This window comes from Vibrio splendidus, from assembly GCF_002873455.1.
In the GTDB taxonomy this organism is placed as follows: Bacteria; Pseudomonadota; Gammaproteobacteria; order Enterobacterales; family Vibrionaceae; genus Vibrio; species Vibrio splendidus_J.
On sequence record NZ_MCUN01000054.1, the window covers coordinates 23,700 to 44,772 of the forward strand.

At 44.5% G+C, this 21,073-nt stretch carries 18 protein-coding genes; 9 read left to right on the forward strand and 9 right to left on the reverse strand.

All coding sequences use genetic code 11. The features are described from left to right. Nucleotides 1-121: 121 nt before the first annotated feature. Nucleotides 122-1,012: a carboxylating nicotinate-nucleotide diphosphorylase gene (gene nadC / locus BCU75_RS22290; protein WP_102475133.1), complete on the reverse strand. Its 891-nt coding sequence runs from the start codon at nt 1,010-1,012 to the stop codon at nt 122-124. Nucleotides 1,013-1,095: 83 nt separating this feature from the next. Between nadC and ampD the strand changes: the two genes are divergently transcribed. The 5 genes from ampD (at nt 1,096) to lpdA (ending at nt 9,255) form a co-directional block, all read left to right on the forward strand. Further along, nucleotides 1,096-1,695 (forward strand): 1,6-anhydro-N-acetylmuramyl-L-alanine amidase AmpD, encoded by a 600-nt coding sequence (ampD, locus tag BCU75_RS22295; RefSeq protein ID WP_017087406.1) that lies wholly within the window; start codon nt 1,096-1,098, stop codon nt 1,693-1,695. Nucleotides 1,696-2,178: 483 nt separating this feature from the next. Beyond that, a complete protein-coding gene (gene pdhR / locus BCU75_RS22305) occupies nt 2,179-2,940 on the forward strand; it encodes a pyruvate dehydrogenase complex transcriptional repressor PdhR (protein ID WP_009847596.1) in 762 nt (253 codons plus the stop codon). Between the two features lie 62 nt (nt 2,941-3,002). Then, entirely contained in the window at nt 3,003-5,666 is a 2,664-nt protein-coding gene (aceE, locus tag BCU75_RS22310; protein ID WP_076678245.1) for a pyruvate dehydrogenase (acetyl-transferring), homodimeric type, read from the forward strand. 26 nt (nt 5,667-5,692) lie between these two features. Then, nucleotides 5,693-7,585, forward strand: coding sequence for a pyruvate dehydrogenase complex dihydrolipoyllysine-residue acetyltransferase (gene aceF / locus BCU75_RS22315; protein ID WP_102475134.1), 1,893 nt, complete (start codon nt 5,693-5,695; stop codon nt 7,583-7,585). A gap of 242 nt (nt 7,586-7,827) precedes the next feature. Then, the gene (gene lpdA / locus BCU75_RS22320; RefSeq protein ID WP_076678243.1) at nt 7,828-9,255 is read left to right on the forward strand and encodes a dihydrolipoyl dehydrogenase; all 1,428 of its coding nucleotides are present in this window, start codon (nt 7,828-7,830) and stop codon (nt 9,253-9,255) included. A 197-nt stretch (nt 9,256-9,452) separates the two neighbouring features. Here the strand turns inward: lpdA and BCU75_RS22325 are convergent, their stop codons facing one another. Further along, nucleotides 9,453-10,058: a LuxR/HapR/OpaR family quorum-sensing transcriptional regulator gene (locus tag BCU75_RS22325; protein ID WP_076672252.1), complete on the reverse strand. Its 606-nt coding sequence runs from the start codon at nt 10,056-10,058 to the stop codon at nt 9,453-9,455. A gap of 336 nt (nt 10,059-10,394) precedes the next feature. On the opposite strand from BCU75_RS22325, the gene hpt reads away from it, so the two are divergent. After that, nucleotides 10,395-10,925: a hypoxanthine phosphoribosyltransferase gene (hpt, locus tag BCU75_RS22330; protein WP_010435974.1), complete on the forward strand. Its 531-nt coding sequence runs from the start codon at nt 10,395-10,397 to the stop codon at nt 10,923-10,925. Between the two features lie 91 nt (nt 10,926-11,016). Here the strand turns inward: hpt and can are convergent, their stop codons facing one another. Next, on the reverse strand, nt 11,017-11,676 hold the full coding sequence (gene can / locus BCU75_RS22335) for a carbonate dehydratase (protein WP_076678242.1): 660 nt from the start codon (nt 11,674-11,676) through the stop codon (nt 11,017-11,019). Nucleotides 11,677-11,962: 286 nt separating this feature from the next. On the opposite strand from can, the gene BCU75_RS22340 reads away from it, so the two are divergent. From BCU75_RS22340 to BCU75_RS22350, 3 genes are all read left to right on the forward strand, one after another. Then, on the forward strand, nt 11,963-13,594 hold the full coding sequence (locus BCU75_RS22340) for a SulP family inorganic anion transporter (RefSeq protein WP_198593447.1): 1,632 nt from the start codon (nt 11,963-11,965) through the stop codon (nt 13,592-13,594). 321 nt (nt 13,595-13,915) lie between these two features. Next, the gene (locus BCU75_RS22345; protein WP_102475136.1) at nt 13,916-14,833 is read left to right on the forward strand and encodes an ABC transporter ATP-binding protein; all 918 of its coding nucleotides are present in this window, start codon (nt 13,916-13,918) and stop codon (nt 14,831-14,833) included. A 1-nt stretch (nt 14,834) separates the two neighbouring features. Next, complete coding sequence (locus tag BCU75_RS22350; protein WP_076678239.1) at nt 14,835-15,605, forward strand: ABC transporter permease; 771 nt, start codon at nt 14,835-14,837, stop codon at nt 15,603-15,605. A 92-nt stretch (nt 15,606-15,697) separates the two neighbouring features. Here BCU75_RS22350 and panC read toward each other — a convergent pair whose 3' ends face one another. From panC to dksA, 6 genes are all read right to left on the reverse strand, one after another. Further along, entirely contained in the window at nt 15,698-16,588 is an 891-nt protein-coding gene (gene panC / locus BCU75_RS22355; protein ID WP_076678238.1) for a pantoate--beta-alanine ligase, read from the reverse strand. A gap of 8 nt (nt 16,589-16,596) precedes the next feature. Then, complete coding sequence (panB, locus tag BCU75_RS22360) at nt 16,597-17,391, reverse strand: 3-methyl-2-oxobutanoate hydroxymethyltransferase (RefSeq protein ID WP_102467121.1); 795 nt, start codon at nt 17,389-17,391, stop codon at nt 16,597-16,599. 22 nt (nt 17,392-17,413) lie between these two features. After that, nucleotides 17,414-17,899, reverse strand: coding sequence for a 2-amino-4-hydroxy-6-hydroxymethyldihydropteridine diphosphokinase (gene folK, locus BCU75_RS22365; protein ID WP_102475137.1), 486 nt, complete (start codon nt 17,897-17,899; stop codon nt 17,414-17,416). Then, entirely contained in the window at nt 17,896-19,251 is a 1,356-nt protein-coding gene (gene pcnB / locus BCU75_RS22370) for a polynucleotide adenylyltransferase PcnB (RefSeq protein ID WP_004735460.1), read from the reverse strand. Before pcnB ends, folK begins: the two co-directional genes overlap by 4 nt. 183 nt (nt 19,252-19,434) lie before the next feature. Further along, on the reverse strand, nt 19,435-20,310 hold the full coding sequence (gene gluQRS / locus BCU75_RS22375; RefSeq protein ID WP_102475138.1) for a tRNA glutamyl-Q(34) synthetase GluQRS: 876 nt from the start codon (nt 20,308-20,310) through the stop codon (nt 19,435-19,437). Nucleotides 20,311-20,509: 199 nt separating this feature from the next. Further along, the gene (gene dksA, locus BCU75_RS22380) at nt 20,510-20,956 is read right to left on the reverse strand and encodes an RNA polymerase-binding protein DksA (RefSeq protein ID WP_017073117.1); all 447 of its coding nucleotides are present in this window, start codon (nt 20,954-20,956) and stop codon (nt 20,510-20,512) included. Between the last annotated feature and the right edge of the window lie 117 nt (nt 20,957-21,073).

A 21,073-nucleotide genomic window follows, 5' to 3' on the forward strand; every position in this document is an offset into this window, starting at 1 on the left:
ATGGCGCGCAAAATTATGCGACCAACTTAAATAAGTGATTGAAATACTGATAGTTTAGGTAATAAAAAAGGCACTGTTATCAACAATGCCTTTGACGAAAATATATTTACTATTCAGTTAATTACGCTTTAAATCTCATGGATAAATCCATCGCTTTTAAGTGCTTAGTTAGTGCACCAACAGAGATGTAATCAACGCCCGTTTCAGCGAATTCTGTGATAGTGTCTAATGTTACATTGCCTGAATTTTCTAGAGCTGTACGTCCAGCGTTGATTTTCACGGCTTCACGCATCATGTCGGTAGTGAAGTTGTCTAGCATGATGATGTCTGCGCCAGCGCTGATCGCTTGTTCTAGCTCTGCTAGGCTTTCCGTTTCAACTTCCACAGGTTTACCCGGGTTAAGTTCTTTTGCCGTCGAGATAGCTTTCTCAATCCCACCACAGGCGATGATGTGGTTTTCTTTGATTAGGTAAGCATCGAAAACGCCAATACGGTGATTGAAACCGCCACCACAAGCGACTGCGTATTTTAGTGCGCTGCGAAGGCCAGGAATTGTTTTACGTGTGTCTAACAGGCGGCACTCTGTGTGTTTGATTTTGTCAGCGTAGATGGCTGTCGTAGTCGCACAACCCGATAGCGTTTGAATGAAGTTCATGGCATTACGCTCACCGGTTAATAGTGCTCGAGCAGGGCCTGTTAACGAACAAAGCGTTTGGTTTGGTTCAACCTTGTCGCCATCTTCTACGTTCCACTCGATAGTCACTTCACCGCCCAATTGCTTAAACACTTCATCAGCCCAAGCTTTACCACAGAACACACCGTGTTCACGGGTAATGATGGTAGCGCTGTTGATTGCGTCTGCTGGGATTAGACTTGCCGTAATATCAGCCGCTGGATCTAACGTTCCGCCTAGATCTTCTTTGATGGTCTCAGCCACTGAGCGAGTGATCTCGAGAGGCAGTTGCTCTTTTAAGTAGTCAAGGCGTTGGTGGCTGTTATGTGTGTTTTTCATCGCAAATCTAATCTTGAAAGGGAGTGGGAATGGAATGATACTCTTGCTTAACTTCAAATTAAAGAGGCTAGCGTGACTGCTCTATGGGTAAGGTCACATCTTATTGTGCTAGCAGAAAAGAAAGTGAGACCAAGATGACGATTAGCTTCAACGGATGGTATGACAACGCTCGGCATGTTCCTTCCCCGTATTTTGATGTTAGACCTAGCGTCGACGATATCTCTCTGCTGGTGGTTCACAACATTAGTTTACCTCCGGGGCAATTTGGTGGGCCTTACATCGAACAGTTTTTTACGGGCAAACTTGACCCAGAAGAGCATCCATTTTTTCAGGTGATTCACCAAATGGGTGTTTCTGCACACTGCTTGATTCGTCGTGATGGTGAGGTTGTGCAGTTTGTTTCGTTCCTTGATAGAGCTTGGCACGCTGGCCAGTCCAGCTTTGCCGGCCGTGAAAGGTGTAATGACTATTCGATTGGTATTGAACTGGAAGGCAGTGACTTTGTGGCTTACACCGAGCAGCAGTATCAAGCGCTTACCCAATTAACGGAAACACTGGTATCGAGCTTCCCTCAAATTACCACTGAACGAATCACAGGCCACCAATATATTGCGCCTTTGCGCAAAACCGATCCTGGCTTGGTTTTCGACTGGCAGAAATTTAAAGAAAAGCTCAAGGGCTAAGCCTCAACTTTAGATAGCATTACTGCTGTTAGGCGTTGAATAGTCAATGCCTGGCATAATGATTTGTGAATTTTTGTTGTTGCTATGTAAAGAAAGTGGTGGAGAGGAGAGCATCAATAAATCGAGAGTGTGACGAGCTTATCAAACGCTAATTTATTAAAACTTATGAACAGAATTTCCATCCTAAATGTGCGCTTGGTTTGATTTTTAAACAAGTGGCACTAATCTTTCTGAAACAATCCATTTTTATCCTGAAACTTTCTAGCACGAATACTCCCCAAAAGTATTACCCCTGTAAATGGTAAGACCAATTTCGTTGCTGTTTTAAATTTCATTTGTTAAATCATGGTTAATTCATGCTGTGTTCTATGATGCAGGTCAATTTTGCACTGGACAGTGGCGTTTTAATTATGTTAATTTCTGCCCAACTTAAAATTGGTATTACCAATTATCAGCGAAGAAGAAAAAGAAGAATAACAAACTATGGCTTATCAAAGGATTCGTCAGCCAAAACTCTCCGATGTTATCGAACAAGAGTTAGAAAGGTTGATAGTGGAAGGAACACTGGCTCCAGGGCAGCAGCTGCCGCCTGAGCGCGAACTGGCGAAACAGTTCGATGTGTCTCGTCCTTCAATCCGAGAAGCGATACAACGTTTAGAAGCAAAACGCTTGCTTACTCGCCGTCAAGGTGGAGGTACGTTTGTTAGTGAAAATATCTGGAAAAGCTTTTCAGATCCTTTGCTTAATTTGTTGTCCTCCCATTCTGAAACCCAACTAGACTTGTTGGAATCGCGTCATGCGATGGAAGGGATTTCGGCTTACTTCGCGGCATTGCGTGGCACTGATGAAGACTTTGCTCGAATTCAAGCATGCCAAGAAAAAATTCGCGGTGCGCAAGATAAAGGTGATATTGAAGCCGAATCTGCAGCGGTGATGGCTTTTCTTATTGCTTTAACAGAGGCAGCACACAATGTGGTGTTATTGCACATTGTTCGTAGCTTGGCTCCGTTACTCGAACAAAACGTCTTAGAAAATTTAAAGCTGTTGCATCGTCGTAAAGACGTTGTGGAGAAAGTGAGTATACATCGAGCTAACATTGTGGATGCGATCGTTTCAGGACAGCCAGAACAGGCGCGTGAAATGTCACACTCTCATTTAGCTTACATCGAAGAAACATTGATGGATTTGACTAAAGAAGAATCGCGCCGCGAACGTTCTTTACGTCGAATCCAACAGGGTAAATAGCCGTAATACTTCGGCTTTTTACGTGTTTAGTAGAATCCAACTAACAAAAAGGATAGATCGCCATGTCTGACATGAAGCATGACGTTGATGCTCTGGAAACTCAAGATTGGTTAGAAGCTCTTGAGTCAGTAGTACGTGAAGAAGGTGTAGAACGTGCACAGTTTTTACTAGAACAAGTTCTAGATAAAGCGCGTTTAGATGGTGTTGATATGGCTACAGGCATCAACACAAACTACATCAACACAATTCCAGCAGCACAAGAGCCAGCTTACCCTGGTGACGTAACTCTTGAGCGTCGTATTCGTTCGATTATTCGCTGGAACGCAATCATGATTGTATTGCGTGCTTCTAAGAAAGACCTAGACCTTGGTGGTCACATGGCTTCTTACCAGTCAGCTGCAGCGTTCTACGAAGTATGTTTCAACCACTTCTTCCGTGCTCCAAATGAGACGGACGGTGGCGATCTAGTTTACTACCAAGGTCACATCTCTCCAGGTATCTACTCTCGTGCATTCGTTGAAGGTCGTCTAACTGAAGAACAGCTAGATAACTTCCGTCAAGAAGTTGATGGTAAAGGTATCCCTTCTTACCCGCACCCGAAACTGATGCCTGAGTTCTGGCAGTTCCCTACTGTATCTATGGGTCTTGGTCCTATCTCTGCGATCTACCAAGCGCGCTTCCTTAAGTACCTTGATGGCCGTGGCCTGAAAGAAACTTCAGCGCAACGCGTATACGCGTTCCTAGGTGACGGTGAGATGGATGAGCCAGAATCACGTGGTGCTATCTCTTTCGCTGCGCGTGAGAAGCTAGACAACCTATGTTTCCTAATCAACTGTAACCTACAGCGTCTAGACGGCCCTGTAATGGGTAACGGCAGCATCATTCAAGAACTTGAAGGCCTATTCAAAGGCGCAGGTTGGAACGTTGTTAAAGTTATCTGGGGTAGCAACTGGGATTCACTACTGGCTAAAGACACGACTGGTAAGCTTCTTCAACTGATGAACGAAACTATCGATGGTGACTACCAGACATTCAAATCTAAAGATGGCGCATACGTACGTGAGCATTTCTTTGGTAAGTACCCAGAAACAGCTGCATTAGTTGCAGACATGACTGATGACGAAATCTTCGCTCTTAAGCGTGGTGGTCACGATTCTTCTAAGCTGTTTGCTGCATTCAACAATGCAAAAGAAACAAACGGTAAGCCAACTGTAATCCTAGCTAAGACTGTTAAAGGTTACGGCATGGGTGATGCAGCTGAAGGTAAGAACATTGCGCACGGTGTTAAGAAAATGGACATGACTCATGTTCAACACCTACGTGATCGCCTAGGCCTAGAAGACATTCTTTCTGATGAAAAAATCACAGAACTTCCTTACCTGAAGTTAGAAGAAGGCACGCCTGAGTACGAATACATGCACGCTCGTCGTAACGCTCTACACGGTTACACGCCTGCACGTCTTCCTAAGTTTACTCAAGAGTTCAAGGTTCCTGAGCTAGACGCATTCGCACCTCTACTAGGTGAGCAGAAGCGTGATATCTCTACAACTATGGCTTATGTACGTACGCTAAACATCCTTCTTAAAGACAAGAACATTGGTAAGAACATTGTTCCTATCATCTGTGATGAAGCTCGTACATTCGGTATGGAAGGTCTATTCCGTCAGGTTGGTATTTACAACCCACACGGTCAAGAATACACACCTGAAGATAAAGGCATCGTTTCTTACTACAAAGAAGCAACGTCTGGTCAAGTTCTTCAAGAAGGTATCAACGAACTAGGTTCTATGGCTTCATGGGTTGCAGCTGCAACTTCATACAGCACAAACGATCTACCGATGATCCCGTTCTACATCTACTACTCAATGTTCGGTTTCCAACGTATTGGCGACATGGCTTGGTTAGCAGGCGACCAACAAGCTCGTGGCTTCCTACTAGGCGCTACTGCAGGTCGTACAACACTGAATGGTGAAGGTCTACAGCACGAAGATGGTCACTCGCACATTCAAGCGAACACGATCCCTAACTGTATCTCTTACGACCCAACGTTTGCTTACGAGCTAGCGGTTATCATGCAAGACGGCATCCGTCGCATGTACGGTGAGAACCAAGAGAACGTATACTACTACCTAACAGTAATGAACGAGAACTACGCAATGCCAGCAATGCCAGAAGGCGCTGAAGAAGGCATTCGTAAGGGTATCTACAAGCTTGAATCTCACGCTGGTGCTAAGGGCAAAGTTCAACTAATGAGCTCTGGTACTATCATGAACGAAGCGCGTAAAGCCGCTGAAATTCTAAGCGAAGAGTACGGCGTAGCATCTGACGTATTCTCTGTAACGTCGTTCAACGAACTAACTCGTGACGGCCAAGCGGTAGAGCGTGACAACATGCTTCACCCAGAAGCTGAAGAGAAAGTACCGTACATCACGACTGTTCTTGGTAAAGAACCTGCAATCGCAGTGACTGACTACATGAAGAACTACGCTGAGCAAGTACGTGCATACATGCCAACTGAGTCTTACAAAGTACTTGGTACAGATGGTTTCGGCCGTTCTGACAGCCGTGCAAACCTACGTCGTCACTTCGAAGTTAACGCTGGCTACATCGTAGTTGCAGCTCTAACTGAACTGGCTAAACGTGGTGATATCGAGAAGTCTGTTGTTGCTGAAGCAATTGCTAAGTTCGATATCGACACTGAAAAAACTAACCCGCAATACGCATAAGACTGGCATTAAGGTAGGTAAATACAATGACAATCGAAATTAATGTACCAGACATCGGTGCTGACGAGGTTGAAGTAACTGAGATTCTTGTAAACGTTGGCGACAAGGTTGAAGAAGAGCAGTCACTGATCACTGTTGAAGGCGACAAAGCTTCAATGGAAGTTCCTGCGTCTCAAGCGGGTATCGTTAAAGAAATCAAGATTTCAGAAGGTGATTCTGTTTCTACTGGTTCTCTTATCATGATCTTCGAAGCGGAAGGTGCTGCAGCAGCACCGGCTGCGCCAGCAGTTGAAGCGGCGGCACCAGTTGCAGCTGCTCCTGCAGCGGCCGCTGAGCTTAAAGAAGTTCACGTTCCTGATATCGGCGGTGATGAAGTTGAAGTAACTGAAATCATGGTCGCTATCGGCGACGCAGTAGAAGAAGAGCAATCTCTTCTTACTGTTGAAGGTGACAAGGCTTCAATGGAAGTTCCTGCACCATTCGCAGGTATCGTTAAAGAAATCAAGATCGCTTCTGGTGACTCAGTTTCTACTGGTTCTCTAGTAATGGTATTTGAAGTAGCGGGTTCTGGCGCTCCAGTTGCAGCAGCTCCTGCTCCAGTGGCGGCACCAGTTGCAGCAGCTCCAGCAGCATCTGCTGAGAAAGAAGTGAACGTTCCAGATATCGGTGGCGACGAAGTAGAAGTTACTGAAATCATGGTAGCGGTTGGCGATACAGTAGAAGAAGAGCAATCTCTAATTACTGTTGAAGGCGACAAAGCTTCAATGGAAGTGCCTGCACCATTCGCTGGTACAGTAAAAGAAATCAAGATTGCAGCTGGCGACAAAGTGTCAACAGGCTCTTCAATCATGACTTTCGTTGTTGAAGGCGCAGCTCCAGTAGCAGTAGCGGCTTCAGCTCCAGCACAAGCAGCAGCTTCGGCAGCAGCACCTGCTCCTAAAGCAGAAGCAGTAGCTCCAGCAACTGGCGACTTCCAAGAGAACGGTGACTACGCACACGCTTCTCCAGTTGTTCGTCGTCTTGCTCGCGAATTTGGCGTTAACCTTTCTAAGGTTAAAGGTACTGGTCGTAAGAGCCGCATCCTTAAAGAAGACGTTCAGTCTTACGTTAAAGATGCACTTAAGCGTCTAGAGTCTGGTGCTGCAGCATCTGGCAAAGGCGGCGACGGTTCTGCTCTTGGTCTACTACCGTGGCCAAAAGTTGACTTCAGCAAGTTCGGCGAAACTGAAGTTCAGAAGCTTTCTAAGATTAAGAAGATCTCTGGCGCTAACCTGCACCGTAACTGGGTAATGATCCCGCACGTTACACAGTGGGACAACGCAGACATCACTGAGCTAGAAGCATTCCGTAAAGAACAGAACGCAATCGAAGCGAAGAAAGACACTGGCATGAAGATCACTCCACTTGTGTTCATCATGAAAGCTGTTGCTAAAGCGCTAGAAGCATTCCCTGCATTCAACTCGTCTCTTTCTGACGATGGCGAAAGCATTATTCTTAAGAAGTACGTAAACGTGGGTATCGCTGTTGATACACCAAACGGCCTAGTTGTTCCTGTCTTCAAAGACGTGAACAAGAAAGGTATTTACGAACTATCTGAAGAACTAATGGTTGTTTCTAAGAAAGCACGTTCTGGTAAGCTAACAGCAGCAGACATGCAAGGCGGTTGTTTCACAATCTCTAGCCTTGGTGGTATTGGCGGTACTGCATTTACTCCAATCGTAAATGCTCCAGAAGTAGGTATCCTAGGTGTATCTAAGTCTGAGATTAAGCCAGTTTGGAATGGTAAAGAGTTCCAACCACGTCTACAGCTTCCACTGTCTCTATCATACGATCACCGCGTGATCGATGGTGCTGAAGGTGCACGCTTCATTACTTTCCTAAACAGCGCACTATCTGACATTCGTCGTCTAGTACTGTAATTGAGAAAGTAATTATTAAGGTGACTTTCGGGTCACCTTAATTCTTTATATAAAGACTATTTTTAGAGAACAGTTTCCGGCATTTCTCATAAACTGCGGGGGAATTGTTGTCTAGCTCACAGGCTAACTTAAAGCTACTTTCACACTGTTAACATCTCTGTAAAATGTTTCCTGTTTGAAAGCCCAATAATTTTAAGAACATCTACTCAGCCTGTTAGGGATAATGACTACAAGAGGTCACAATGAGCAAAGAAATTAAAGCCCAAGTTGTTGTACTTGGTTCAGGTCCTGCTGGCTACTCAGCGGCATTCCGTTGTGCGGATTTAGGTCTAGAAACAGTACTAGTTGAACGTTACAGCACTCTTGGTGGTGTATGTCTAAACGTTGGTTGTATTCCATCAAAAGCACTTCTTCACGTATCTAAAGTAATTGAAGAAGCAAAAGCGATGGCAGAGCACGGCGTTGTATTCGGCGAGCCACAAACGGACATCAACAAAGTTCGTATCTGGAAAGACAAAGTAGTTGATCAACTGACTGGCGGTCTTGGCGGTATGGCTAAGATGCGTAATGTTACTGTTGTTAACGGTTTCGGTAAGTTTACTGGTCCTAACAGCATCGAAGTTGTTGGCGAAGAAACGACAACAATTAACTTTGATAATGCAATCATTGCAGCGGGTTCTCGCCCAATCAAACTTCCGTTCATTCCACATGAAGACCCACGTATTTGGGATTCTACGGATGCACTAGAACTAAACGAAGTACCAGAAAAACTGCTTATCATGGGCGGCGGTATCATCGGTCTTGAGATGGGTACGGTTTACCACTCTCTAGGTTCTAAAGTTGAAGTTGTTGAGATGTTCGATCAAGTTATCCCTGCAGCGGATAAAGACATCGTTAAAGTCTTCACTAAACGTATCAAGAACAAGTTCAAGCTAATGCTTGAAACCAAAGTGACTGCTGTTGAAGCGAAAGAAGACGGTATCTACGTTTCAATGGAAGGCAAAAAAGCACCAGCTGAAGCTGAGCGTTACGATGCTGTTCTTGTTGCTATCGGTCGTGTTCCAAACGGTGCACTTATCGACGCTGAAAAAGCGGGTATCGAAGTTGATGAGCGCGGTTTCATCAATGTTGATAAGCAAATGCGTACTAACGTTCCTCACATCCACGCGATCGGTGACGTTGTTGGTCAACCAATGCTTGCTCACAAAGGTGTGCATGAAGGTCACGTAGCGGCTGAAGTTATCTCTGGTAAGAAGCACTACTTCGACCCTAAAGTAATCCCATCAATTGCGTACACTGAGCCAGAAGTCGCTTGGGTAGGTAAGACTGAGAAAGAAGCGAAAGCTGAAGGCATCAACTACGAAGTTGCATCTTTCCCTTGGGCTGCTTCTGGTCGTGCAATCGCTTCTGACTGTGCAGACGGCGTTACTAAGATGATCTTCGATAAAGATACTCATCGCGTAATCGGTGGTGCTGTTGTTGGTACTAACGGTGGTGAACTTCTTGGTGAAATCGGCCTAGCAATCGAAATGGGTTGTGATGCTGAAGATATCGCACTGACTATCCACGCTCACCCAACTCTACATGAGTCTGTTGGTCTAGCTGCGGAAGTATTCGAAGGCTCAATCACTGACCTTCCAAATAAGAAAGCAGTGAAAAAGAAGAAGTAACTCTTCTTTAGCCACTCGCTAATGTTTTAAAAGCCGCTGATTCGTCAGCGGTTTTTTTATGCCTGAAGAAAAGAGCAGAAACATTTCATTCGAGATACGAGTACGCTGCGCTTCGGAATGCGAAGAGCGACTACACTCCACAAAAAAAGGGCCGACCCATTAGGCCAACCCTTAAATTATTTACTCGAATCTTGAAGCTATTTATAGATGCACAGCATGTTCAAGTAGCTGTCCGTCAAGGTCGAAAGTTCTTCTTGAGTATCTACACGTTTCGCTTGGATGAACAACGAGTAGCAAATGCCGTGGAATAGGTTCGCTAGATGTTTAGGATCGTGATCGTCGCAAACTTCGCCGCGTTCAATCGCTTTGCTAAACATGTTTTGTACTAACATCTGGTTAGTGCGGTTAGTGGTTACAAACAGAGGCCACACTTCATCACGAGTCGAAGCGCTCCATTCAAACCATACGTTCAACCAATGGCTATCGTGAGCCACTAACGTCACCATTTCAGTCGCAATATTATGTAAGTTCTCTTTTGCGTGAATATCTAAGTCGATATTGTCTGAAAGGAAGTTAGAGAATTGGCGAACTACGTGATTAAGCACTTCATCAACCAGGTCTTCTCGGGTTGGGAAGTAGTTAAATACCGTTGCAACCGATACTTGAGCAATGTCTGCGATGTCAGCATGACCGCCACGGCCAATGCCTCGACGAGAGAAGACTTCAAGAGCGATCTCCATCAATTGCAGTTTTCTTTTTAGGGGTGAAAGCCTAGTTCTAGGTCTCTTAGAGATTGAGTCCATTTTGTTTTCCTTGCCAACGAATTTTTTATATTAATGATTTTATTATTATTTAAGCCAAGATGAGTGTAATGGTGCATATGCAAATGGTCAATCCTTTGAGCTTGTTTTATAGGCAGTTACATCAAACTTGATCCATAAAGCGTGATCAGGATTGATGTGAAAGGAAGCGAATATTGGATAGGGCATCAGCGCACACTTCGTTGAGAATGTATGAGTAAATTCGAGCCAGAAGGTGGTGTGGGTATTTGAGCAATGCTAGACTTACCCACAAAATTGAGCGGCACCAATGGCAAACTGTCTACACTTGTCGCAATCACCAAATAAAATGAGAGCAGTATGAAGCATACAGTTGAAGTCATGATCTCCGAGCAAGAAGTTCAGGATCGAGTGAATGAACTAGGTAAACAGATCACGGAACACTACAACGGTAGTGAAGATCTAGTTCTAGTTGGCTTATTACGTGGATCTTTTGTCTTTATGGCGGATCTTGCTCGTGCTATCGATTTAACTCACCAAGTTGATTTCATGACCGCATCTAGCTACGGCAACGGCATGGAAAGTTCGCGTGATGTGCGTATTTTGAAAGACCTTGATGACGACATTCAAGGTAAAGATGTTCTACTTGTAGAAGATATTATCGATACAGGTAACACACTGACTAAAGTGAAAGAGATTCTAAGCCTACGTGGCCCTAAATCTATCGAGATTTGTACTTTGCTAGATAAGCCTTCTCGCCGTGAAGTGATTGTCGATACGAAGTGGATTGGTTTTGAAATTCCTGACGAGTTCGTAGTCGGTGTTGGTATCGATTACGCACAGAAATATCGTCACTTGCCGTACATCGGTAAAGTTGTACCTCAAGAGTAATAACGGCTCTGTGAAGAAAACAAAAGGCTCGCATAATGCGAGCCTTTCTTATATCTATTCTTTCTTACATCAACGGGTTAGAAGTCAATTTTTAACAAAGAGTTGGAGATGATAAGATTTTTTCAAGCGCTTCTAAATGGCTATTTTCTAAAGTGTCATTGCTTGAGCAACGAACGCCAAGGTCTTGCAGCTTGCCATTCCCAATACCATAAACCACACCGTGGATTTCAATATCTTGTCCACGTTCCCATGCGGTTTGCATGATGGTTGAGTTACCAAGGTTGTAGACTTGCTCTGCAACGTTAATTTCGCATAACTTGTCACCCCATTGTTCACGAGGTAGAGATTCAATTTGCTTACGGTACTTAAGGTAGTTATCGCGAATATGGAGTAGCCAGTTGTTGATAAGGCCAAGTTTTGGATTATCAATCGCAGCATTAACACCACCACAGCCATAGTGACCGCATACAATAATGTGTTTAACTTTGAGTACGTCAACGGCGTATTGCACAACGGACAGGCAATTGAGATCGGTATGAACCACTTGGTTTGCCACATTTCGATGAACAAACAGTTCGCCAGAATACAAACCAGTGAGACGCTCGGCCGGCACTCGGCTATCTGAACAGCCTATCCATAGAAAGCCAGGGCTTTGACCCTCTTCAAGCGTTGTAAAATACTCAGGTCTTTGAGAGCGAATTTCTTCAGACCATTTAGAGTTGTTTTCAAAAAGCTGTTTAATCTCTGGCATTTTGCGTCTTACATCCCTTAATTAAGAATTGTAACTATACACAATGTTACAAATTCAATCCCGTAAAAACTGCGTCAACACGCACTCATCTGACGTGTTCTAGTCGTTAAAATCATTAACTTAGCACAGAAACCACCATCTGGTTATAAGTCATGAATAATGTGATTGAATTAACACTTTCTGTCTGATTAACTCATTTGCTAAAGTAATAAGGTTTGTCAGTTCATCATCAGGAAGGTGTGTTTTGTTTGGAAGTCGTTTTGCAGATATCAGTCTCAAAGGGGACATGTTTGGCGGTGTAACCACAGCCATCATCTCACTGCCTTTAGCGTTGGCATTTGGTGTTGCTTCTGGTGCGGGCGCGGAAGCTGGCCTTTGGGGCGCTATTATGGTTGGCCTATTTGCCGCATTATTTGGTGGCTCAAACAGCTTGATATCAGAGCCTACCGGCCCGATGACGGTGATCATGACAGCTGTGATGACGAGCATGGTGGCCAAGTATCCGGAAACCGGAATGGCAATGACCTTTACCGTGGTAATGATGGCCGGTGCTTTTCAGATCTTACTCGGTACATTAAAGCTCGGAAAATACGTCACTTTGATGCCATATAGCGTGATCTCCGGATTTATGTCAGGTATCGGTGTTATTCTGATTATCTTGCAGTTATCACCATTGTTAGGACATGCTGCTCCATCAGGTGGGGTGATGGGCACGCTTTCCGCATTGCCTGATACTTTAGCCAATCTAAAAATAAGCGAGCTGTTTTTAGGAGGACTAACACTCGGTATCCTTTTTGGTTTTCCTGCTAAATATCGTAAGTATGTGCCTGCTCAACTGGTTGCTTTGGTTGCTGTCACCCTTTTATCAGTCATTATTTTTGATACCGATTCTATTCGCCGTATCGGTGAAATACCTGCTGGCTTACCCTCTCTTGTCATACCGACTATTAGCGCTGAACAGTTTACGACCATGGTTATTGATGCCTTAGTGCTAGGCACTCTTGGTTGTATTGATACGCTTTTGACTGCGGTTATCGGAGATTCATTGACTCGTAAAGAGCATGATTCAGATAAAGAACTTCGCGGCCAAGGCATCGCGAATATGATCTCTGGTCTGTTTGGTGCTCTACCCGGTGCGGGTGCAACCATGGGTACCGTAACCAATATTCAGGTGGGTGCTCGTTCTCCACTTTCTGGTGTTATTCGAGCCTTAGTTTTAGCATTGGTGGTATTGGTTGCTGGTGGCTTAACCGAACCGATCCCTATGGCGGTATTAGCTGGCATTGCGATGTATGTTGGTTTCAATATTCTTGATTGGAGCTTTATCCAGCGAGCACACAAAGTAAGTTATGCCGGCATGGGCGTAATGTACGGCGTGATGTTTCTGACGGTATTTGTTGATTTGATTATTGCTGTCGGACTGGGTGTTTTTATCTCGAACATCCTGATAATTGAAAGATTGAGCCGAGAACAAGCCAGACAAGTTAAGGCGATCAGTGATGGTGATGATGAAGATGATATCCCACTAACCGATAGCGAACGTCAGCTACTGGATAGTGCCAATGGTAAGGTGTTGTTCTTCTACCTCTCTGGGCCGATGATATTCAGTGTTTCAAAGGCAATTTCACGTCAGCACTCTAGTATCTCTGATTACGAAGCGATGATTCTAGATCTAACAGATGTACCTATGATTGATGTCACTGTTGGCCTAGCACTAGAAAATGCGATTAAAGATGCGTTGGATGCAGAATGTGAAGTGTACCTACTGTGTCCGAATGAGAATACTCGTCAGCAGCTAGAGAAATTCCACGTGCTTGATCTTGTGCCGGAATCCAACACCTATCGATTTAGATATGAGGCCCTGACAGCAGCAACAAGCTACGTTGATAGAGATGAACATCAATTTGAGTCAGTCTAATTTTCAGTAATAAACTGACATGAATTAGTGGTAGACACCATATCTAGTATTGATGATTAATGCCGTTAAGTGAATAACTTAACGGCATTTTTATGTTTACTGAACACTGAATTGGTCTTCACGTAGCTAATATTCTTGTTCGTTTTCGAAAGAAACTCTCACTCGATATTTGTATTAATCGTCAATCAACGATAGACTTGTCTGCAAAATGGCCGAGTAAACAAGTTTGGGTTAGTTTTCTGCTAGCTCGTTTTAAGCATTACTCTCTTCCTCAAGCTCGGTCATCAACATCTTATCTATAGCAAATGGCAGTCTATCTCTATGTATGCATTAGAAATTGAACAATTAAGAAAAACTTATGCTGGGGGCTTTGAGGCTCTTAAAGGCGTTAGTTTACAAGTAGAAAAAGGCGATTTTTACGCACTGCTTGGTCCAAATGGCGCAGGCAAATCAACCACCATTGGTGTTATCTCTTCGCTGGTTAACAAAACTTCAGGCAAGGTTAAAGTGTTCGGCTACGACATTGATACCGATCTAGAGTTGGCGAAACAGAACTTAGGTCTAGTGCCTCAAGAGTTTAACTTTAACCCGTTCGAAACCGTTGAGCAGATCGTGCTGCAACAGGCGGGTTATTACGGCGTGCCAAAAGCTCTTGCGAAAGAGCGAGCGAAAAAATACTTATCTCAGCTCGATTTGTGGGAAAAGCGTGGCGAACGCGCACGTAACTTATCTGGTGGTATGAAGCGCCGTTTGATGATCGCGCGTGCACTGATGCATGAGCCTCATTTGCTGATCCTTGATGAACCAACGGCGGGTGTTGATATTGAATTGCGCCGTTCTATGTGGGAATTCCTAAAAGAGATCAATGAGAAACAGGGCATTACCATTATCTTGACGACGCACTACCTAGAAGAAGCAGAAATGCTGTGTCGCAACATTGGTATCATCAATCGTGGTGAGTTGATTGAGAACACCACAATGAAGTCGCTGCTGGGTAAGTTGAGTGCTGAGACCTTTATTCTTGATCTTGAAGAAGGGGCGACTGAACCTAAACTTGAAGGCGTGAATAGCCAAGTGATGGTCAATGGCTCGTTAGAAATCGAAATCGATAAGAACTTAGGTTTGAATACCATCTTCGCTCAATTGAGTGAGCAACAAGTGAAAGTCCTCTCTATGCGTAACAAAGCAAACCGTTTAGAAGAGCTATTTGTGAGTATCGTCCGTGAGGGGAGTAAATAATATGTACAGCCTATATTGGACAGCTTTCTGCAGTTTGTTAACCAAAGAGATCAATCGCTTCACGCGTATCTGGGTGCAAACGTTGGTACCGCCTGCGATTACCATGACGCTGTATTTCATCATTTTTGGCAACCTTATTGGTGCGCGTATTGGTGAAATGAACGGTTTTAGCTACATGGAATATATTGTTCCCGGGCTGATCATGATGTCGGTGATCACCAACTCATATTCCAATGTTGCTTCGTCGTTCTTTAGTGCCAAATTCCAAAAGAATATTGAAGAGCTACTTGTTGCACCTGTTCCTAACTATGTGATTATCGCTGGTTTCGTAATGGGAGGTGTGGTGCGTGGCTTGTTAGTGGGTACGATAGTCACATTCGTATCGCTTTTCTTTGTCGATCTGCAAGTTGATCATTGGGGCGTGATTATTGCGACTGTGTTTCTGACTTCAGTTGTATTTTCATTGGGCGGTCTAATTAACGCGGTATTTGCACGTACGTTTGATGATATCTCTATTATCCCGACCTTCATTTTAACGCCGTTGACGTATCTTGGTGGTGTGTTCTACTCAATCAGTCTGCTACCTGAAGTTTGGCAGACGGTATCGAAGTTGAACCCTATCGTTTATATGGTAAACGCGTTCAGATATGGCTTCTTAGGTGTGTCTGATGTCGGTATTGCCACGTCGTTTGGTGTATTGGGTGTGTTTATCGTAGCGCTGTATGGCGTCGCACATTACCTAGTGACAAAGGGTATCGGTTTACGTAGTTAATGTACTGCGGATAAAGCTCGGAATGACAGATAAAGAAAAAGGTCGATATTATATCGACCTTTTTTATGTCTTGCGTTCAAGCTAGAGGCTGATTACTCCGCCGTTTCTTCTTTCACTTCTTCTTTAGTTTCCGTAACCAGATCTAGAACTTGGTTATCGATAAGACGCGTCTTACCTAGGAAAGCTGACATCAGAATCACAGCTTGAGTCGTTTCTGAAGTGATTGCTTGTAGCGTTTTCGCATCACAGATAAAGATCTCATCTGGTTGCAAGTCAGCTGCGCGTAGCTGGTCTGTCGCATCTTCAATTACTGACGCGTAATCATCACGACCACCACGAATAGCGCTGCTGATCCAACGCATAGTACGCGCTAAAACTGGAGCTCGTTGACGCTCGTCAATCGTCAGGTTGCTATTGCGAGAGCTCATTGCCAAGCCGTCCATTTCACGAACGGTCGCTACGCCTACAACTTCAATGTCTAACGCTAAATCTGTTGTCATCTGGCGAATAACAGCAAGTTGTTGGAAATCTTTCTCGCCGAAGCATGCAAAATTTGGCTGAACGATATTAAACAGTTTAGTGACAATCGTTGATACGCCACGGAAGTGACCCGGACGAGACGCGCCTTCAAGCATGTGAGATATGCCTGGAACTTCAACAAACGTCTGTTTATCTAATCCATCTGGGTACATGACTTCTGGTGTCGGTGTAAACACGAGCTCAACACCTTCGGCTGTTAACTTACTTAAATCAGCTTCTAACGTACGAGGGTAGTTGTTCAGGTCATCGGTACGATCAAACTGCATTGGGTTAACAAAGATGCTTACCACAACAATATCAGCCAGTTCACGAGCTTTCTTGACCAGAGTCAGGTGACCTTCATGCAGGTTTCCCATCGTCGGGACAAAAGCAACCGTACGTCCATCACGCTTAAACTGTTTAATCTGCTCACGAAGAGCCGCTATTTCAGCAAAAGTTTGCATAGTTACTCCTAAGCGATTGTATGAGCATCATCAGGGAAACGTGCGCTCTCTACTTCTTCTTTGTATAGAGCGACGGCTTTACGCATATCACCTGTTTCAGCTAGGAAATTCTTAGAGAATTTCGGCATGTAGTTCGCAGAAATACCAAACATGTCATGCATAACCAAGATCTGACCGTCGGTAACATTACCTGCACCGATGCCGATAACCGGTACGTCACAAGCTTCTGTAATTCTTTTTGCCAATGAAGCTGGCACACATTCAAGGAGAACGATTTGAGCACCTGCGTTTTGCAGTGCTAAAGCGTCAGCAACCATTTTGTCGGCTTGCTCGTCATCACGACCTTGTACTTTGTAACCACCAAAAATATTCACAGATTGAGGCGTTAAGCCTAAGTGAGCACATACTGGTACTGCACGTTCTGTTAGCATCTTCACAGTATCAACCAACCAGCTTCCGCCTTCGATTTTTACCATGTTCGCACCGGCACGCATCAAGATTGCTGCGTTCTCACAGGCTTGCTCTGGCGTTGCGTAGCTCATGAAAGGCATGTCAGCCATAAGAAGACAGTTTGGGCTACCAGCACGCACTGAGCGAGTATGGTAAGCAATGTCTTCAACGGTTACTGGTAATGTATCATTATGGCCTTGTAGAACCATACCCAGTGAATCACCGACAAGCAGAACTGGCATTTCTTGGCTTTCGAATAATTGAGCAAAGCTCGCATCATAAGCTGTCGAAGTCGCGAATTTACGGCCTTCACGTTTGCATTTGATCAGGTCGTTAATGGTTACTTTTTTCATTGGTTTTCCTTAATGCGCTTGGCTATTGTTGCCAAACATTGAGCCCGTTCTTATCAACTATTTTGAGTAGTTCTGTCAGCTCAGTCCCATCAGGGAGTTGTAAACTTGGTGCGATTTCAGCAAGCGGGTAAAGTACAAACTCTCGTTCTTTCATTCCGTAATGAGGAACGATTAAGCGCTCTGAATCGATCACCTCATTGCCGTATAACACAATGTCGAGATCCAAGGTTCTTGGCCCCCAACGCTCGTCTTTACGGACGCGCCCTTGTTCTAGCTCGATTTTTTGAGTGCAATCAAGTAGTTCAATTGGCGTTAATTCGGTTTGGATTGCTACTACCGCATTGATGTAGTCAGGTTGGTTTTGCGGACCCATTGGAGTGCTACTATATAGCTGAGAGGTCGCAACAAACGTTGATCGCGGTAAGCTTTTTAGCGTTTCGATAGCCAAATTTGTTTGGCTAACTGGGTCGGCAAGGTTACTGCCGACCGCAATATAAGCCGTTATCATTCGGACTGCTTACTCTTTTTGTTTCGGTAAGTCTTACGGCGACGATGGCCAGACTTTGATGGTGCAGCAACGTCGTTAGCCATCGCTTGGCGCATGTTGCGACCCGCGGTCTGATAACGCTCCCACCATTTTGCTAGTTCTTTGGTTTCGCCACCCTCAATCTCGCCACGCATTTCTAGGAAGTCGTAACCTGCACGGAACTTATTCAGCTCCATAAGACGAACGGCACGTTTACCGTTACGACGAGGCAGTCGCAATTGCAGTTGCCAAACTTCACGAACGGTTGCTGTGTGACGACGAGGAATAGCAATAGACTTAACCTGCTGATCAAGAATGATGTTGCTCGCTTCCATGATCGCATCGTAATGCGCCATACCTTGTTCAGCGACAAGCTTGTCTGCAAGCTTGTTCATTGGGTACCAAAGAATGGCTGCAAACATAAATGCAGGGTTTACTCGCTTGCCATCTTCGATGCGAAGATCGGTTGAGTCGAGTACTAAGTCAAGCATCTGCTCTGTATGAGAGTCGTAACCTTCAGTGAAGTGCTCTGCAATTGCAGGGAACATCTGTTGGAACAGATTGTATTCACGCATTAGGTGATAGGTTTCTAAACCGTGACCTGATTGAAGTAATTTCAGAGACTCTTCGTAAAGGCGCGCTGCTGGGATATCTTTTAGCAGGTGTGCCAGCTCTTCGATAGGGTCTGCCGTGTCTTCTTCAATATCGAAATCCAGTTTAGCGGCGAAGCGCATTGCGCGAAGCATACGTACCGGATCTTCACGGTAGCGAGTTTCTGGATCGCCAATTAAGCGGATCAGCTTGTCTTCTAAATCTTCCACACCACCCGCGTAATCGTGAATGCTGTAGTCTGCAATGTTGTAGTACATCGCATTAATAGTGAAGTCACGACGCTCTGCATCTTCATCAACATTGCCGTACACGTTATCGCGTAGCAGCATGCCTTCATCAGATTGCGCAGAAACGTTTTTCGATGGCTCTTGGTGGTGGCCACGGAAAGTCGCCACTTCAATGATGTCACGACCAAACATGATATGTGCTAAGCGGAAACGGCGACCGATAAGGCGACAGTTTCTGAAGAGGTTTTTGATTTGTTCTGGTGTTGCGTTGGTCGCAATATCAAAATCTTTTGGCTGTGAGCCTAATAAGATATCGCGAACACCACCACCGACTAGAAATGCGTCAAAACCCGCACCATTCAGGCGATATAGCACTTTTAGTGCATTGTCGCTGATCTGCTTGCGTGAAATATTGTGCTCTTGACGAGTATAAATATTCAGAGCTAGTTCGTGGAATCCGCGTTGTTCGCTTGGGGTATTGTCGTTTGTATTCATTAGTTTAGAACAAAGTAGGTATCGCCAACTTTGTTTTTCTCTTAGTCCAAAGTGGTAGTGCAGAGTTTAATTGCGGCTAATGATAGCTTAGCGCGAGCCATTTGAGAACATAGTCTGCTTAACCACTGTTACTGGTTATGGCATTTTTATGTGTCGTTTTTGCTATTTGCCGTTAGTTTTGAGCTAATCGCTGTGCTCTTTCTGTAAACTATCAGGTAACTGGCTGACGTTCCATTGCTGACTTCCCCACAACAAAATCTCACCCATTGAAGCCTCATTGAGGGCATGTGGGATATCAAAACCTAAGAATCGCATAGCGTCGAGCAGCGTTGGTTTTGGGTTGTCGAGATCTATCGCGGCGGCATGGTTCTGTTTTGACAGTTTATTCCCCAAGCCATCGGTTGCCAATGGTAAGTGCAAGTAACTCACGGTTTTTTGTTTGAGTGTCTTATACAAACTGATTTGTCGACCTGTAGGTTCTATCAGGTCAGCGCCTCTTACGACTTCTGTTACTCCTTGCTCGATGTCATCAAGGACAACGGCCAAGTTATAGGCAAACAATCCATCTCTGCGTTTGATAATAAAATCTTCTTCAGCCAGTGCTTTAGGGATTTGAATCGTGCCGTGACGAACATCGTCAAAGGACTCTACTGGAAAATCCATGCGCAAGCGCACCGCTTGTTCACCTGAATCAATCAAACCAGCGTTTCGGCAGTGACCATTATAAAACCCACCCAGAGACTTTATCTGCTTGCGGGTGCATTGACAGTAATAGGCTTGCTTGTCAGCGACCCATTGATCAATTTGAGCTTGGTACAGGTCATGGCGTTGACTTTGATAGACGACTTTACCATCCCAAAATAGATGGTAAGCCTCAAGCGTCTTAAGAATGAGGTCTGCAGCGCCGGCCATTTCTCTTGGTGGATCGAGGTCTTCCATACGAACTAACCATTGTCCTTGGTTAGATTTCGCTTGAAAGTAGCTACCAAGAGCTGCGACAAGTGATCCAAAATGAAGAGGACCTGACGGTGATGGTGCAAAGCGCCCGATATAATTCATAAGTGAAAAACCTAATCTTGATGGTACCGCAGTAGCCGATTCTTAAGACGTTTATCTATTGCTTTGGTTCGTTTTGTCATCGTATTTATACGTAAAAACAAGCTAAAGCTGTTGATTTGCTATCAAAATCTTGAAATATCCAACTTGGATAACAAACAAAAAAGGGAGCCAAAGCTCCCTTTCTTTACATCCGCAAGAATTAACCTTGCATCTGTTTTTCTTTGATCTCTGCAAGTGTTTTACAGTCAATACAAAGGTCAGCAGTTGGACGAGCTTCAAGACGACGAATGCCAATCTCGACACCACAAGAGTCACAGAAGCCGAAATCGTCTTCTTCGATCTTGTCTAGCGTCTTCTCAATTTTCTTGATAAGACGGCGTTCACGGTCACGGTTACGTAACTCTAGGCTGAATTCTTCTTCTTGAGAAGCACGGTCAACTGGGTCTGGGAAATTTGCTGCTTCGTCCTGCATGTGGTGCACAGTACGATCAACTTCTTCCCTGAGCTGGTTGCGCCAAGCTGCTAAAATTTTTGTAAAATGTTCCGTTTGCTCAGGTGACATGTATTCTTCACCTGGTTTTGCTTGGTACGGTTCAACACCTGCGATGGCTAGGATGCCTAGCGCTTTTTTCTTAGATTCTGGCATACAGCATCTCCTATTTACACCTAGTCAACTGCAAAGCAGCTAATTTTAAGGCGGGTATCTATAGCAGAAAGAACGAATGGTGGCAAATACTCTTGTTCAAACTTGCAATGAATGTGA

Excerpts from the sequence above, each read along its gene's own strand:
- nadC (WP_102475133.1), bottom strand. The coding sequence starts at position 1,012 with ATGAAAAACACACATAACAGCCACCAACGCCTTGACTACTTAAAAGAG.
- ampD (WP_017087406.1), top strand. The coding sequence starts at position 1,096 with ATGGGTAAGGTCACATCTTATTGTGCTAGCAGAAAAGAAAGTGAGACC.
- pdhR (WP_009847596.1), top strand. The coding sequence starts at position 2,179 with ATGGCTTATCAAAGGATTCGTCAGCCAAAACTCTCCGATGTTATCGAA.
- aceE (WP_076678245.1), top strand. The coding sequence starts at position 3,003 with ATGTCTGACATGAAGCATGACGTTGATGCTCTGGAAACTCAAGATTGG.
- aceF (WP_102475134.1), top strand. The coding sequence starts at position 5,693 with ATGACAATCGAAATTAATGTACCAGACATCGGTGCTGACGAGGTTGAA.
- lpdA (WP_076678243.1), top strand. The coding sequence starts at position 7,828 with ATGAGCAAAGAAATTAAAGCCCAAGTTGTTGTACTTGGTTCAGGTCCT.
- BCU75_RS22325 (WP_076672252.1), bottom strand. The coding sequence starts at position 10,058 with ATGGACTCAATCTCTAAGAGACCTAGAACTAGGCTTTCACCCCTAAAA.
- hpt (WP_010435974.1), top strand. The coding sequence starts at position 10,395 with ATGAAGCATACAGTTGAAGTCATGATCTCCGAGCAAGAAGTTCAGGAT.
- can (WP_076678242.1), bottom strand. The coding sequence starts at position 11,676 with ATGCCAGAGATTAAACAGCTTTTTGAAAACAACTCTAAATGGTCTGAA.
- BCU75_RS22340 (WP_198593447.1), top strand. The coding sequence starts at position 11,963 with ATGTTTGGCGGTGTAACCACAGCCATCATCTCACTGCCTTTAGCGTTG.
- BCU75_RS22345 (WP_102475136.1), top strand. The coding sequence starts at position 13,916 with ATGTATGCATTAGAAATTGAACAATTAAGAAAAACTTATGCTGGGGGC.
- BCU75_RS22350 (WP_076678239.1), top strand. The coding sequence starts at position 14,835 with ATGTACAGCCTATATTGGACAGCTTTCTGCAGTTTGTTAACCAAAGAG.
- panC (WP_076678238.1), bottom strand. The coding sequence starts at position 16,588 with ATGCAAACTTTTGCTGAAATAGCGGCTCTTCGTGAGCAGATTAAACAG.
- panB (WP_102467121.1), bottom strand. The coding sequence starts at position 17,391 with ATGAAAAAAGTAACCATTAACGACCTGATCAAATGCAAACGTGAAGGC.
- folK (WP_102475137.1), bottom strand. The coding sequence starts at position 17,899 with ATGATAACGGCTTATATTGCGGTCGGCAGTAACCTTGCCGACCCAGTT.
- pcnB (WP_004735460.1), bottom strand. The coding sequence starts at position 19,251 with ATGAATACAAACGACAATACCCCAAGCGAACAACGCGGATTCCACGAA.
- gluQRS (WP_102475138.1), bottom strand. The coding sequence starts at position 20,310 with ATGAATTATATCGGGCGCTTTGCACCATCACCGTCAGGTCCTCTTCAT.
- dksA (WP_017073117.1), bottom strand. The coding sequence starts at position 20,956 with ATGCCAGAATCTAAGAAAAAAGCGCTAGGCATCCTAGCCATCGCAGGT.